The sequence below is a fragment of the Qiania dongpingensis genome, from assembly GCF_014337195.1.
GTDB lineage: Bacteria > Bacillota > Clostridia > Lachnospirales > Lachnospiraceae > Lientehia > Lientehia dongpingensis.
In genome coordinates this window covers 139,831-154,828 of record NZ_CP060634.1, presented here as the reverse complement: position 1 = coordinate 154,828, position 14,998 = coordinate 139,831, and the positions used below count along the sequence as shown (strand labels likewise).

The following is a 14,998-nucleotide window of genomic DNA, read 5'->3' as shown; positions in this document are numbered from 1 at the left end:
ACCGTCTGGTCCTCTTCTTTTCTGAATTCTTATTTCTTGGAACCGAATTTATTTTCCGTTCCATTTAACAGCCGTTTGATATTGGCACGGTGGCGCCAATAGGCCAAAGCGGCAAACACGAGAACAACGATATAAGATTCGGTCAGATACGCTCCTGTCAGCGGCAGAAGCCCAAAAAGTCCGAATCCGATCCACATGGCCAAGAAAATACTGACCACCAGCAGAGAGCCGACGGAGACGATCCTAGTCGCTGCCACGCTGACGATAAATGCCAAGAGACACACCAGAGTGATCCTCCAGTCCATGCTGATGATCACGCCCGACGTGGCGGCAATTCCTTTTCCTCCCTTAAAATTCAGATAAAAAGGATAATTATGCCCCAGCACGACGCCAAGCCCTCCATACAGCATCAGAAGAGGCGCCATTTCCGGCTGCGTCTTTCCATAGAGGAAACGTACCAGGAGGCAGAGGACGACCGCTTTCAGAAAATCGCCCAGAAATACGACCGCTCCGGCCTTTTTCCCCAACACCCGCAAAGCGTTGGTCGTCCCGGCGTTTCCGCTCCCATACTGCCTGATGTCCTTGTGTATGATCTTTCCATAGATATAGCCGGTCTGAATTAGGCCAAAAGCGTAGCCGGCCGCAAGACAAATAAGACGTTCCATGATTACTCCTTGTCCTTCCTTTCCCTGGTGATGAACCGGAGGGACGTTCCGCCGAAGCCGAAAGCCTCCCGGATCTTATTTTCCAGATATCTGGTATATGAAAAATGCATCAGTTCCTTGTCGTTCACAAAGAGGACAAAGGTCGGCGGCTTTACGGCCACCTGCGTCATATAATAGATCTTCAGGCGATGCCCTTTATCTGACGGAGGCTGCTGCATGGCCACGGCTTCCATGAGGATTTCATTTAAGACTCCTGTTGAGATCCTCAGGTTCTGATTTTCTATTACCACGTCGATGTGATCAAACAGCTTCGGCAGCCGCTGGCCGGAAAGGGCGGAAATATATATGATATCCGCATAAGGCATAAAAGAAAGGATTTCCCGGATCTTCGCGGAAAACTCATTGACCGTCTTATTATTTTTCTCTATGGCATCCCATTTATTGACGGCGATGATGATTCCCTTTCCCCTCTCATGGGCAATGCCGGCAATCTTGGCATCCTGCTCCGTTACGCCTTCGGTGGCATCGATGACCAGGACCACCACATCGGCCCTTTCCACTGCCGTGACGGTACGGATGATGCTGTAGCGTTCCAGCTCTTCCTTTATTTTGCTCTTCCTCCGAAGGCCTGCCGTATCAATGAACACATATTCTGTTCCGTTCCGTTTTATGACCGTATCAATAGCGTCTCTCGTAGTTCCCGCTATATCGGATACGATCACCCGGTTCTCTCCCAGAAGTTTGTTGATGATCGAGGATTTCCCCACATTGGGTTTTCCCACGATGGCGACCCGCGGCCTGTCATCATCCTCATCGTCTCCCTCCTGTTCGTCAAAATGTTTTACGACTTCATCCAGGAGATCTCCGATCCCCAGCCTGGAAGCGGCTGAAACGGGAACCGGATCCCCGATTCCCAGGTTATAAAATTCATAGACATCGGGCATAAATTTTGCAAAGCTGTCCACCTTGTTGACAACAAGCACCACCGGCTTTCCGGAACGGCGCAGCATATCCGCCACCTTCGCATCGGAATCCACCAGCCCCTGGCGGACGTCAGTAATAAAGATGATCACATCGGCCGTAGAAATGGCGATTTCCGCCTGTTCCCGCATCTGGGACAATATGATATCCTTGGTATCCGGCTCTATGCCTCCTGTATCGATCAAGGTAAATCGGCTGTTCAGCCAGGTACAGTCCGCGTAGATCCTGTCACGGGTGACTCCCGGCGTATCTTTTACAATGGAGATCATCTCCCCTGCCAGTACATTGAACAGGGTGGACTTTCCCACGTTGGGGCGGCCTACAATGGCCACGATCGGTTTACTCATCTGGTTTCTCCTTTAATTCATATGCCTGATAGACGGCCGTTCCACCAGTCCCGCAGGCTCCTGTCAGGGCATCTACAAACTCCTGCCCGCTTGATTTTACAATAACTATTCTCGTCTGCAGAGCAGCCTCTACCTGCTCCACGGTGACATCATCCAGAAAAACGTTCTCTCCGCTCCGTAGCATATTCGCCGGAAGGAGAAGCCTGTTTCCCAGGTTCTTTCCCTTTAGCTGCTCCATCAGATCAGTTCCCGTGATCAGCCCTGATACGGTGATCTTTTCTCCAAAAAAGCGGTTCTCTATGGCGTATATATGGACTTTCGGCCCTCTATACTGTGCCCGTACCCGGCCTGCAAGCTTTTCGATAAAAGGGGCTGCCAGGCATCCGGTCGCGATGGATACCGCCTGTACTTCTGCCTCCCTTTCCGCTGCCGCCAAAAGGGCTTCCTCCACTTCTTCTAAAAGAAGCCTGAGCATCCCTACTCCATTTTCCAACTGCAGATATCCGTCATAGCGCGCTTCCTCCGGAAGCTCTTTTCCCGTCATCAGATAGAACTCATCACTGGCGTGGACAAAATGACTTCCGAATCGTTCAAAATAATAGTCCTGCCACGCTTCAATACGGCGGATGGTATCCTCCATATCGTCTTTTGTCAGGGATTCCAAAGGATACAGGGATTCTCTGTACCGGGTGAGCCCCACCGGGACCACCGATACACTTTTCATATGAGGCAGATATTTTTCCAGAGACTCAATGGTATAATCCAGATGCTCCCTGTCGTTGATTCCTCTGCAGAGTACGATCTGTCCGTTCATCTCAATACCTGCATCTGAAAGCCGGCCGATTTTCGCAAGAGCCTCCCCGGCGAACCGGTTATGGAGCATCCGGCAGCGAAGCTCCGGTTCCATGGTATGGATGGAAATATTGATCGGGCCCAGATGATAGGCGATGATCCGGTCTATATCGTGGTCGCTCATATTGGTGAGCGTGACATAATTTCCCTGAAGAAAGGAAAGGCGGCTGTCATCGTCTTTAAAATACAGCGTGTCCCGCATCCCGGCGGGCATCTGGTCGATGAAGCAGAACATACACTTATTTCTGCAGGAGCGGTATTCATCCATCAGGCCGTTTTCAAACTCAGCCCCCAGGTCTTCATCCTCGTCCTTCTCGATTTCCAAAAGCCATTCCTCTCCGTCCGGCTTTTTCACAAGAAGTTCCACATACGTATCTTCCATATAATATTGGTAATCAAAAATATCTTCGATCCTGTGCCCGTTTATTTCCAACAGGACATCTCCGGGGGCAAGCCCCAGATCTTCCGCTGCGGAATCGGGATGCACACAGGTAATGACATGTCCTTCTTTTTTCATAATCACACTCCTGGGCGGACCTTCCGCACCTTCCCTATCATAACAATATTTGCCTCCTTTGTAAAGGATTTGCTTCTTTTGTACTTGCGAAAAGGCGCAAGAAATGTTATAAATTGTATGGGTGGATATGAGTGTAAGGTTTCTGTTCCGCCACTGTACAAGGATATATCATTACTGGAGGATTCCCATGTCCAATGATTACGCTTTTAAAAATACGATTCCTGTAGCACCGCTTAAGCTCTGCGCTCTGGAAAGCTGCCGTTCCTTTGCAGAGAAGGTCAACCGGCATATCGTGACTTTCCGAAAAAATGACACGGAAGAGCTGCTCAGCCGTCAGGCCAGCATCGAATACCGCGGCTATGACTGCAATTCTTATCTGCTGAACGCTTCCTGTCCCAGATTCGGCACCGGGGAAGGGAAAGGCATCATTCACGAATCCGTGAGGGGCACCGATCTTTTCATCATGGTCGATGTGGTCAACTACAGCCTCACCTATACCGTCTGCGGCCATCAGAACTTCATGTCCCCGGACGACCACTATCAGGATTTAAAACGAATCATCGGCGCATCCATCGCCAACGCCCACCGGGTGAATGTGGTCATGCCTTTCCTGTATGAAGGGCGTCAGCATAAACGCAGCAAACGGGAGTCACTGGACTGCGCCTGCGCGCTGGAGGAGCTTTCCAATATGGGCGTGGCAAATATCATCACCTTTGATGCCCATGACCCCAGAGTACAGAATGCTATCCCGCTGCATGGATTTGATAATTTCATGCCGCCTTATCAGTTCATCAAGGCGGTATTTCAAAAGGACCATGATCTGACTATCGACAAGGATCATTTAATGGTCATCAGTCCGGATGAAGGCGCCATGGGGCGCGCCGTATATTTTGCCAACAACCTGGGCGTCAATATGGGGATGTTCTATAAGCGGCGTGATTATTCCACAGTCATAAACGGCAGAAATCCCATCGTGGCCCATGAATTCCTGGGGGCTGATGTGGCCGGAAAGACCGTGATCATCATCGACGATATGATCTCCTCGGGTGAAAGCATGCTGGATACGGCTAAGGAGCTCAAGGACCGCCACGCGGACAAGGTGATCATCTGCTGTACCTTCGGTCTGTTCACCGACGGCTTTGATAAATTTGACGAATTCCACAGCCGCGGCTATTTTGATTATGTGGTCACAACGAATCTGAATTACCGCCCGGACGAACTTTTAGCGCGTGAATGGTATCTGGAGGCCGATATGTCCAAATTCACCGCCGCCATCATCAACACCATTAACCATGACCGGTCTCTGAACACGATCATCGATCCTACCGAAAAGATTCAAAAACTGATCGCGAAATACAACCGGACCCGTGAAGAACAATTCCGGCAGTTTGAGCTCAACTTTAAGTAAATACAGTACTTTTAAAAAGGGGCCATATCCCATCAGGGACATGGCCTCTTTTTTATGTTTTAAATACTCTTCTTTTTCCTGCTGACTGCCAAAAGAGCCACCGCCGCCGCAGACATAACAAATATCAGCCATGCCGCATTGGATTCATCTCCGGTCTTTACATTGCCGTTTGAAAGAGTCTTTGTCGCTCCTCCCGCCGTCTTTGTATTCCCACCGGCTGTTTTAGTAGCGCCTCCCGGCGTCTTTCCGTCATTCTTGGAGTCGCCTCCATTATTCGTTCCATTTCCGTCCTGCTTATTATCTTCCTGCTTATTGTCATCCTGTTTAGTGTCATCCTGTTTATTATCGTCCTGCTTGTTATCGTCCTTTTTATCTTCCTCTTCTTTGAAGGCATCGATCTTCGCCTGAACTACGGATACGGCGCTGTAATTCTCCAGATATTTCTCGTCGTCCTCCAGCACACCGTCATGAAGCCGCCTGATCTCATCCAAAAGGGACTGCAGAGTACCGATGTTATCTTTGGTGATCTCCAGCTGATTTCCCAGCTTATTTTGCTTGATCAGCTCATTGATGAGCTTTACCTTTGCAGGGCTTACATAATATTCGTAGCTTTCCAGGCTCATCAGGTCCTTTTTATTCAGTCCCTCTGCCGCTTTGTCGACCGCGTCGATGAGCGCGCGGTTTTCCAAAGTTATGGTCACTCCGGGGAGAGTCTCATTTATGAGAGAATCCACGTCGCTTCTCTGTTTGATGACCTGGTCCACACGTGCTTTCGCCGAGGTAAGTCGGGAAAGGTTCGTAATGGCAGATGTGTCATCTCCAAGCGCATTCACTCTCTCTAAAAGTGAATAGATTCCATCCTTATCCGTCGTCAGGATATCCGCTTCTGCTGGCAGCTTTTCAATATCCGCCACGATCGCGTCGGTGATCACCTTCCGCTCCAGGATCGGAATCTGTGCATAGGCCGCTTCCAGAATACTGTAGCCGATGACCCGCTCTTTGTCAGCTTCCTCCATCAATTGGTAACCCTGGTATAGATTCTCGATCATATCCCTGTCATTCAAGGTGATATCATTGATTGACGGAATCGCCGCTATCCCGTTGTTCATCCGTTCTGCCGGATCCATGGAGGAAATAGCCATGATATCAAGAAGCTTCTGATACTGTGTTACCATCGCCTTTTCACTGTCGCTCAGCGCGTCATACCGGGATTTGATTCTTCTTATCTCCGCATCATTATAGAACTTATATTCGTTCACTTCCGGCTGACGTTTGATCTGCTGGTCCACATCCGCACCGGTGATGATCCTGGCCGTCAGATCATCCAGACCATACGCATAAAGGTAATTGGCATCATTGTAGTAATAAATAAGGCCGTTGCTTCCGATGGTCATGCTCTGGGAACAATACTGGCCCACGCCTATGTTTTCCACCTTTTCGTAGATTGGGGTTGTCTGTCCTACGCTGTCCTGAATGATATACATGTTGGAAACCCGGTCGGAAACGGCTCCCTCCGGCGCATAGGGCACCACATAAAGATAAACCTTGTGGTTGTTCGCCTCTGTCGCATATGCGGTGGAAAGTACCGGTGTCCCCTTTGAAGCGATCTCGTCGATCCGGTAGATCTCCGTCATGGTATTGGCATCGATGACACGGAAGGGTTCTCCGCTTCCGCCGTGTCCGCCGCCGCCGCATACATACAGTCTGTCATTATAGATGACCGGCGAGGATTTAATGCCGGATCCCGCGATGTCCGATTTGAACCATTTCTCCGATTCTCTGTTAAAGGTGCCGTCCGCGTTCATTTTGATGGAAAGAATCGCGCCGCTGTTCATGGCAAGCGTCACGTAAAGGCGCTGGTTCTTCTCATAATAATTCGGAGTCGACTGTACCTGATATCCGTCCAGGATCAAAGTATCCACTACTTCTCCCGTTTTGGAGTTCACAGCAAACAGTCTGCCGTCTGTGTCGCCGAAATACGCATAGTCACCGACGAACTCCGCTCCGCCCCACAAAAAGCCCTGGTTGGAGGTGGGCAAGGCGCCTACTGACCATTCCGGACTTATATCATAGTCAAGCTTTTCATCCGTTGCGATAAAGGCATAGTAAGCTCCTTTTCCATAAGATGCGAAATAGAAATATCCGTCATGATACATGATCGGCGTCTCGATCTGAGCCCCGCTCAGCGCAACTGTCTGATAAAGGAACTCCAAAGTGTCCGCGTTATATACACGCACGCGGGTTTTGTTATTGTCATCCGTACTCATTGCAAACACTTTTCCATCCGCGCAGGTTACCTGAGGGAGAAGCATCATGCTTTTGGGCACATCATTTTCAGCCTCAATCGCTCCGGTTTCCGGGTTTACCTTCCGGACCTTGTCATCCGACGTGTAGTATACATAGTCATTATAATACGCAGGCGCGCTGACATGCTGCATCATCGTATTTCCGCCTGTGGCCTGGATTTTCCATTTCTCTGTCAGCTCGTCGCCGCTCTGAGGCGTCTTCGCATCCGAAATCCCCTTCAAATCCTCATTTCCGAGGAACTGATTCCAGTTAAGGGCATCTTCCGGTGAAGGATTTTCTGTTTTGGCCAGAAGCTGGTTATAATAATGCTCCGCTTCTACCAGTACATCATAGTTGCTCACTTTTGGCTTTTCTGCTTCTGCCAGGTTGTTGTAGGCTTCTCTCGCCGCATCGATCTTCGGCTTGCTGAGTCTTAAGGTAACGCCTCCGATGAAGGAGATCATGTTCTCCACGTAAGAAACGTCACTGTAATCTGCCGCTTTTGTCAGACTCTCCTGGATACTGACTGCCTGTCCTTTTCCAACGCTCAGGCTCTTTTCCAGATCCTGATAGCCGTTCGCCGTTATTTTATAGGTGTAGCTGCCGGCCGGAAGAGTATAGACACCGTTTACCGGCGCCATCTCCGTACCGTCAGAGCTCAGCACAGTCACAGAAGCAAACACTGGATCGGGCTGGAAGGTAACATCGTAAGATTTCGTCACTTTCAGATTATATACCGTCGACGTCTCCGCACCGCCCGTTGTATCCTTCGCAACGACAGGTATGGTGAAGGTATCTTCATCTGGCAGAGTGACTGTTACATTCCCGCCTTCCACATCCGGATCACTGAGAACACCATTTACCGTCAGCTGCTGAACATCTCCGTCCGCAGATCTCTGAATCGCCCCGATCGTCATGGAAGTGTCCGATGAAGGAACCACAACTTCGTATTCTGTGGTGCTGTAATTGAATTTGGGACTCAGAGTGGCAGTGCTCATATCCTGGGTATATACATTCAGCGCGCTCAGAGTGGGTTTCCAGTTTATGGTTACTTTATACTCCTTTTTATTCCCATCTGCATCCGTCAGGGTCAGCGTCAGGACATTAGAACCATTCTTCAGCAGGTTGGTAAGTACCACGCCCCGGCTGTTTCCGGCTGTCAAAGTGACAGAAGACGCCGCATCAGAGCCGTAAGGGACATAAGAAGCCTCAATGGTCTGAGCGTTCTCCGCGTTCACTTTGATATAAAGGTTCCTATTCGTATAACGGTAGACCGTGCAGCCGTATTCCAAAACGCCGCTGTCAAATTCCTTATCCAGGGGAAGTTTGTTGCTGTCGGTGATACTCAGGCTGTTGCCAAGCATCAGGCTGGTCAGCTGCGCCGAAGAAACGTCGGAATATAATATTATCCCTTTCTCAGCCGTTTTCGTTGCGGGAATTTCAGCCGCAGCATTTTTGGAAGCGCCGGTAGCCGGCGCCGTAGTTTCAGCCGCAGTCGTTTCCTCGGAGGTTTCCGAAATGGTATCCTCGGAAGTACTCTCCGTCTTGGCCTCCGTAGTCTCCTCAATCTTTGTTTCCTCTCCGGCCGTCGTTTCGATTTCCCCCGTCGAAACAACCGTTTCTTTCGGATCGCCTGAAACAGTTGATGACGCTTCTTCACTGGCAGCCAGCGAATTCATCGGAACCGTGCCGGCCAGGAGAAGAAACGACAGTACCAAAGACAGTACTCGTTTTTTGATCTTGCTTATCCTTCTCATCTTTCTCTCCTTCTTTCGGCAGAAATTTAAATCCAGATGACCTTCCGGTACATCTGGATTTAAAATAGCTTTAAAAACCCAGACCTTCCCTCCCGAAAAGTCACCCATTGCAATGCCGGCAGGTCTCCTGACTCGAGTTCCCTTTACTGGTCTGCGTCTTCCCGGTCTCCCAGTGACTTATGCAGACGTTCATCCCTCTTACAGTAGCGGGGGCTGTCCCGGTTTTTCACCGTGTTCCCTATTAATGTAACAAACAACCGCCATCGCGAATTCTATTTTCTGCTTCTATTTATGTTTTCTCACGGGTATATAAATATCCATGCAGGAAGCGTGTTTATCCTTACATCTGGCATCGTAACACTCAAAATCATAGCCTTCTTCATCCAGGTCATAGCCGCTGGTCTCCAGCCAATCCTCATATATATATTTCCAGGTCTCCCGGATGCTCTCCGCAAAAGCTTTATGCCCCTCTTCCAGGGTCATATCCAGCGGTCTTGTCGTAAATACCGCATACTCCGCGGCAGGAATCGTGACCACATTCAATCCTTCCGGACCAGTCTGATCTGCTTCTAGTTTTTTACCGAAAAAATAGGACAAATTACCCTGGGCATCCGGCTCTTTCAGCCATAAACCAATCTTCACCGTGTTCTCATCCATATGTCCATGATGATGTTTTTGTTTCTCCTCGGAGCCTTTTTCCCGAAACCAGTACGCCCCGTTCTGAACGCTGTCCAGCTCTTTTTTATCGGACTCACAGCTGTGTCCCAATACATGAATCGGTCCTAACGCCACAAATCTGGGTTCTTCCATTTGTACCCCTCCTATACCGCAGGCCTGCATTTTTAAATATTCCGTGGGCGTACAGCCAAACTTCTTTTTAAAGGCCTTTACGAAACCGCTGGGTGTTTCAAATCCCACTTCCAAAGCCGCTTCGAATATACCGGTTCCTTTTTTCACCTTTTCTGCCGCCAGCTCCAACCGTTTTTCCCGTATATAAGACGCTACGGACATACCGCTGGAAATCTGGAAAATCCGGCAAAAATGATAATAAGAATAATGGTAACGCTTCGCCAGCTCCATGGCCGACAGCTCTGACTCCAGATGACTGTCTATATAGTTTCGGCATTCTTTCATCATATCTGTGCATCCCACTGCTATTCCTCCTGCACTTTCTTCACTATAGCACATACCTTCTCCGGTTTTCTAATCCGGAATTGCGGTTTCACCGGAATTCACCAGTAATGTCCGCCGATATCCCTTCCCAGATCACAGGTATAAATCCACTGAATGACATCATTATCCTCCAGAACATACTTTGCGCATCCATAGTTGGGGAACCATCCGTTGACCGTATACATCCATCCGCTGCCTTCTCCGCAGTCAAATTCATTCAAATGGTTAATGCCTACAATGTAGCCGGCTCCATGTACGCCGTCGTTCCGGAATTCCAGTTTGATCCCGGTTTCCCTTGTCGTCCGTTTCAGGACGTCAAATACGGTCTCTCCTTCATAAAGCTCCACCTCGGAAGCGGATAAGATCACACCATTGCCGGGGATATACCCCTCTAAACCTTCTGTCAGCTGATCCATATTGTTCAAAACGGTATCGCAGCGAATCTCTATGATGCAGGTACGCGTTACTTCTTCCGGCTCCGTCGCAGTCTGGGTTGGTGCGGGCTGAGTCGGCGCAGGCTGAGTCGGAGCCGTCTGGGAATTTCCGCCCTGATTCCCAGACGTATTCCCTTCTGTATTCTCCGTGCGGCCGCCGGAACTGGGATTCTCCCCGGAAGCCGTATTTTCTTCGCCCTGCGCGCCGGAGGGAACAGACCCTTCTATTGTCTCTCCCTGTGATGACGTACTTTCTGACGCCTCGGAATCGCTTTCTCCGGATGTCCCTTCTGAAGCTTCCGATGAATCGGCACCCTTCGTACCAGTATTCGTATTTCCGTGATTTACCAGCTCTTTTTCTTCACCCCGGAGAATAACATAATCCCCGCCCTGTTCCACGCCAAGTTCCAGAAATCCGTTCTTCAGAGAAACCTCCAGCTCCTCGATTCCCTTTGCCTCTCCGTCATATCTGCAGGCCAGATAATTTTCCTCCTGACTGAAATCCCCCTTCAGAACAAGCGTCGCTTTTCCCGGAAGCTTTCCATCGTGACGAAGGGAAAAATTACAAACCCTCTCTGCCTCATAGCTGTCCGAAACCTGCTGGTTCAGATCGGCGGTATATACGCCGTCTTCTTTGATGTCCAGATTGACAGGAGCAGCCTCATCCAGATTGTTTCCTTCGATCCTCCATTCTGCCTGAAGGCCTTCGGATACCTCTTCTGTGTGTTCTTTTATCCCTCCCTCATCCATAAGGGCCTGAACATCCGCCGCGGAAATGGAATTTTCGTTTTCCGCCACTTTAAAATCTTCTATGTCGGATTTGATTTGTTCCAACGCTTTTTTGGAATCGTCCTCGGCGGCTTTTCTGTCCGCCATCACAGCAGCGGCAGCCTCCACTTTTTCCGAAAATGATTTTACCGCGTATTCCGAATACTGACCGTTATCGTTCCCTTTATCAGCCGTGTTCACAAGCTCCCGCCCGATGGATACCTGTTTGGAAATCTTGCTCTTAATATCGGGGCCTTTAATGGAAAAATGCAGTACGATCCCGGCCACGATCACAACAGACAAGATACCCAATATAATTTTCCTGACTTTATTCTCTTTCATATTTGCTCCTCTCTTTCATCGGTAAATCCCATATTTGATTTTTACACGTTCTACTTTCCGGATCACCTTTTCTCCAAAAACAAACAGGAAAAAGGCGCTCCCCAGGGCATGGGTGAAATCATACGGGACGCCGGAAATATATAATATCTTTAAAGACTCCCAGTTTATATCCAGCCCGGAAGCTGAGACATAGCTGTTGAATACCAGCGCCGAGATATTCATGATGCCGCCGTAAATAATAAAGGTCGTGAGGAATCCATATACGGACAAGGTCAAGTCATCCACCGGCATCCTCTTCCTCTGTATCAAATATCCGGCGATCAATCCGACCGCGCCGAAGACATACAGCCGCCAGCCCATAAAGATACCGTTACCGCTTATCCGCCATTCGAGCCAGGCCGCCAAAATGGCAAGAAAAACTCCTGTGATCGGTCCAGCTATCACCCGGAAACTCCGGCTGTTCAATTTATCCAGATCTTTTTTATTGAACACCACCCCTGCCAAAAATCCGAGAATCCCCCAGCAGAACATCTGCCATGGGGTCCATGGTCCCTGCCCCAGAAAGAAATTGCACACAAACCGCGCCAGCGCTCCCACAAGGAAGCCGGCCTCAGGTCCCAGAGAAATTCCGGAAACGATCGCCATGGCGGTCCCCGCCTGGAAAGGTATCGTGATATAGCATATCATGTTTCCGAGAGCGGTGAGCGCCGTCATCATAGCCACGAGAACAATCTCTCTTGCCCTTGGCTTCCTTCCCTCAAACATCATGAAAAAGGGCGCCATAATATAAAAGATGATCAGCAGACTGATAAATAGAAAACTTCTGTCCTCCAGAAATTCGATCCCAACAAAAATGGTGAGCGGTATCAGAACAAAAATCACAGCCGCTGAGACAAAAATCCGTTTACGTCTTAATTTCAGGAATTGTTTTTCTGTATATTTCTGCCACATAACTCCACCACTTCCCTATAAGTGATCGCCCGTTCAAATAGATGTCTGGACATCCGGTTCGCCGCTGTCGTATAAAAATTATTTCCGCCGAAAAATTCATGAGGTGTATCTATCGCTGATATCCCTCCGTCAAAGAACATTGCACACCGATCTGCATATTCCCCACAGAACTCAATGTCGTGGGTCACCATAAAAATCGTGACCCCCTGGTTTTTCAGCTCCCTCAATATGTCGGCCAATATTGTCTTGAAAAAAGGGTCCAGCCCTTTTGTCGGTTCATCTAAAAGCAGTATTTTAGGCTCCCTGAGGAGTATCTTTCCAAGAGCGAGCCTCTGTTTCTCTCCTCCGGACAGATCATAGGGATGAGCCTGTTCCATGCCGCCAAGCTGCATTTTCTGCATCATCTGCTGAATTCGCAAAAGCTTTTCCTCTTTGGGCACAGGGTCATAGTAAAGCGCTTCATAAAGCTCTTCCTCTGCCGTGATCTCTGTAAAAACAGACGCCGGATTTTGCGGCAGGACCCCCAGGCAGTTTGTAAACAGTTCATTTCCCTTGTATTTTTCCAGCGGCTTTCCTAAAATCCGTATTGCGCCTCTCCACGGCTTGTTTACCCCAGATACAATACCGAGCGTTGTGCTCTTTCCTGCGCCGTTGCCGCCGAGCAGGCAGAAAAACTCTCCCGTCTCTATGGAAAGAGATAAGTCTCTCACCACATCTTCTGAATTTCGCTCATAACGGAACCAGGCATTCTTGATCGTAACTGCTTTTTCCCTGTCTTCGCCGGACTCTTCTTCCGATTCTGGAAGCGACTTCACCATAATTTTCGGAAAAACCTTTGACAGCCATAGTCTTCCCTCCCGGATAGTCAGAGGATAATCATCCCCTCCGTCCACATCCGCATATATTTTCATAGGGGCCGGAAGACCCAGAAACATTTCATGGCGGCATTTTCGGTCGCTTAAATAAGCGCCTGTCTCCCTGGGAGTCCCCCAAAAGCAAAGTCTCCCTTCTTCCATGACCATGACCTTGTCCGCCATTGGAAACACTTCTTCCAGACGGTGCTCAGAAATCACGATAGTAATACCAAGATCTCGGTTTATCTTTCTCAGGGTTTCCAGGAATTCCAAGGCGGCAATCGGGTCAAGCTGTGCCGTTGGCTCGTCTAAAACGATTACTTTAGGATACATAGCCATCACAGAGGCCAGATTTAAAAGCTGCTTCTGCCCGCCTGAGAGTTCGCTCGTATTTTTTCGAAACCAGGACTGGATTCCAAAATAGCACGCCATTTCAGAGACCCTTCTGCGGATGGAATTTGTGGACAGTCCCAGATTCTCCAGGCCGAAAGCCATCTCATGCCAGACCTTATCGGTGACGATCTGATTTTCCGGATCTTGTCCTACAAATCCGATTTCTTCCGCATCTGTCCGATCATCCAGGTGCATAAAATCTTGTCCGCAATAATAAATCTCTCCTTCTCCTTCCCCATATGGAATCAGGCTTTTCTTCATATGGCGCAGGAGAGTGCTCTTCCCGCATCCTGATTTTCCGCATATTAAAACGAATTGGGACTCCTCGATGGAAAAACTCATTTTATCAAGAGCCTTTTTCTCTCTGCCCGGATAGCAGAAATTTACATCTTTGAATACAAATGTTTCCATTTTATCTCTCCCTGCAGTTCTATGTAAATGGGAAGCAGCAGCAAAATACCATAAGCTATATATACAACAGCGGACAGTGCCGTTACCTCCCGGAAAACAATTCTTGGATAATACAAGATGGAATTGACCTTCTGGAAACATCCATAGATGACAATTCCAGAAAGAGCGGCTATGGAAGTGAGCATGAACGCATCCCGCCTGTCAAAGCGAAAGATACTGTAGCTGCTCCTCCCTTTCAGTCCATATCCTCTGGCTTCCATAGAATCAGATGTTTCAATTCCCGCCTCCAAAGACCAGGCGATCAATATGGATATCTCTTTGCCCAACTGCCTCACTCTCCGAAACAGCTTCTGACCGGTAAAATTCCGTCCAAGGTACTTTTGCCCCTGGGCGATCTCGCGGAACCTTCTTTTTAAAAGAGGGATAAAGCGGAAACACATGGATAAGACCAGGCCGACAGACGGTATGATCCTCCCGAACAGATATATGAATTTATCCGTATTCATGACACAGCTGAAACAGGAAAACCAGATGATCATACTGGTGAACATAATGGCCGCCGCTACTCCAAAGGCAACTGCTTCCATGGTCACCGCGGCATCGTTGAGATAAAAAAGAATGGTCTGTCCTCTCTGAGTAAAAAGAGGGTTCAAAAGAACCGCCAGCAGCACGATCGGTATCAGGAAACAGAGATTCCGCTTTACCGCTTTTCCGCCTTCCAGCATGAAGGAATAAAGAAAAGATACCAGAAACGTCATGGCCAAAAAAAGCGGATGCATGGAGAACATCGTGATCAGAAGCACCATTAAAAAATAAGTAAAGTTCACAACCGGATGGTATCCTTCAAATGTATCCATAG

At 48.9% G+C, this 14,998-nt stretch carries 10 protein-coding genes and 1 riboswitch; of the genes, 1 reads left to right on the top strand and 9 read right to left on the bottom strand.

The genetic code is table 11. The features are described 5' to 3' along the window. Positions 1-29: 29 nt before the first annotated feature. From plsY to H9Q78_RS00650, 3 genes are read right to left on the bottom strand one after another with little or no spacing between them, the layout of a single operon-like run. Positions 30-665: a glycerol-3-phosphate 1-O-acyltransferase PlsY gene (gene plsY / locus H9Q78_RS00660; RefSeq protein ID WP_249302961.1), complete on the bottom strand. Its 636-nt coding sequence runs from the start codon at positions 663-665 to the stop codon at positions 30-32. Positions 666-667: 2 nt separating this feature from the next. Further along, complete coding sequence (gene der / locus H9Q78_RS00655; protein WP_249302959.1) at positions 668-1,993, bottom strand: ribosome biogenesis GTPase Der; 1,326 nt, start codon at positions 1,991-1,993, stop codon at positions 668-670. Beyond that, the gene (locus tag H9Q78_RS00650) at positions 1,986-3,362 is read right to left on the bottom strand and encodes a DUF512 domain-containing protein (RefSeq protein ID WP_249302957.1); all 1,377 of its coding nucleotides are present in this window, start codon (positions 3,360-3,362) and stop codon (positions 1,986-1,988) included. Before H9Q78_RS00650 ends, der begins: the two co-directional genes overlap by 8 nt. 187 nt (positions 3,363-3,549) lie before the next feature. Between H9Q78_RS00650 and H9Q78_RS00645 the strand changes: the two genes are divergently transcribed. Continuing rightward, positions 3,550-4,770, top strand: coding sequence for a ribose-phosphate pyrophosphokinase (locus tag H9Q78_RS00645; protein ID WP_249302955.1), 1,221 nt, complete (start codon positions 3,550-3,552; stop codon positions 4,768-4,770). Positions 4,771-4,829: 59 nt separating this feature from the next. On the opposite strand, the gene H9Q78_RS00640 is transcribed toward H9Q78_RS00645, so the two are convergent. The 6 genes from H9Q78_RS00640 to H9Q78_RS00615 form a co-directional block, all read right to left on the bottom strand. After that, on the bottom strand, positions 4,830-8,813 hold the full coding sequence (locus H9Q78_RS00640) for a cadherin-like beta sandwich domain-containing protein (RefSeq protein ID WP_249302954.1): 3,984 nt from the start codon (positions 8,811-8,813) through the stop codon (positions 4,830-4,832). 100 nt (positions 8,814-8,913) lie between these two features. After that, positions 8,914-9,090, bottom strand: a riboswitch (cobalamin riboswitch). 8 nt (positions 9,091-9,098) lie between these two features. Next, positions 9,099-9,965 carry an AraC family transcriptional regulator gene (locus H9Q78_RS00635; protein ID WP_249302953.1) on the bottom strand — a complete coding sequence of 289 codons (867 nt, stop codon included), beginning with the start codon at positions 9,963-9,965 and terminating at the stop codon, positions 9,099-9,101. Positions 9,966-10,045: 80 nt separating this feature from the next. Further along, a complete protein-coding gene (locus H9Q78_RS00630) occupies positions 10,046-11,530 on the bottom strand; it encodes a DUF4430 domain-containing protein (protein ID WP_249302952.1) in 1,485 nt (494 codons plus the stop codon). A 15-nt stretch (positions 11,531-11,545) separates the two neighbouring features. Beyond that, positions 11,546-12,481, bottom strand: coding sequence for an ECF transporter S component (locus H9Q78_RS00625; RefSeq protein WP_249302951.1), 936 nt, complete (start codon positions 12,479-12,481; stop codon positions 11,546-11,548). Beyond that, positions 12,448-14,139, bottom strand: coding sequence for an ABC transporter ATP-binding protein (locus tag H9Q78_RS00620; protein ID WP_249302946.1), 1,692 nt, complete (start codon positions 14,137-14,139; stop codon positions 12,448-12,450). The genes H9Q78_RS00625 and H9Q78_RS00620 overlap by 34 nt, the downstream gene beginning before the upstream one ends. Continuing rightward, on the bottom strand, positions 14,112-14,996 hold the full coding sequence (locus H9Q78_RS00615) for an energy-coupling factor transporter transmembrane component T (RefSeq protein WP_249302945.1): 885 nt from the start codon (positions 14,994-14,996) through the stop codon (positions 14,112-14,114). The genes H9Q78_RS00620 and H9Q78_RS00615 overlap by 28 nt, the downstream gene beginning before the upstream one ends. Positions 14,997-14,998 lie beyond the last annotated feature (2 nt).

What these genes read in the sequence shown, in the direction of transcription:
- plsY (WP_249302961.1), bottom strand. Translation starts at nt 665, where the DNA reads ATGGAACGTCTTATTTGTCTTGCGGCCGGCTACGCTTTTGGCCTAATT.
- der (WP_249302959.1), bottom strand. Translation starts at nt 1,993, where the DNA reads ATGAGTAAACCGATCGTGGCCATTGTAGGCCGCCCCAACGTGGGAAAG.
- H9Q78_RS00650 (WP_249302957.1), bottom strand. Translation starts at nt 3,362, where the DNA reads ATGAAAAAAGAAGGACATGTCATTACCTGTGTGCATCCCGATTCCGCA.
- H9Q78_RS00645 (WP_249302955.1), top strand. Translation starts at nt 3,550, where the DNA reads ATGTCCAATGATTACGCTTTTAAAAATACGATTCCTGTAGCACCGCTT.
- H9Q78_RS00640 (WP_249302954.1), bottom strand. Translation starts at nt 8,813, where the DNA reads ATGAGAAGGATAAGCAAGATCAAAAAACGAGTACTGTCTTTGGTACTG.
- H9Q78_RS00630 (WP_249302952.1), bottom strand. Translation starts at nt 11,530, where the DNA reads ATGAAAGAGAATAAAGTCAGGAAAATTATATTGGGTATCTTGTCTGTT.
- H9Q78_RS00625 (WP_249302951.1), bottom strand. Translation starts at nt 12,481, where the DNA reads ATGTGGCAGAAATATACAGAAAAACAATTCCTGAAATTAAGACGTAAA.
- H9Q78_RS00620 (WP_249302946.1), bottom strand. Translation starts at nt 14,139, where the DNA reads ATGGAAACATTTGTATTCAAAGATGTAAATTTCTGCTATCCGGGCAGA.
- H9Q78_RS00615 (WP_249302945.1), bottom strand. Translation starts at nt 14,996, where the DNA reads ATGGATACATTTGAAGGATACCATCCGGTTGTGAACTTTACTTATTTT.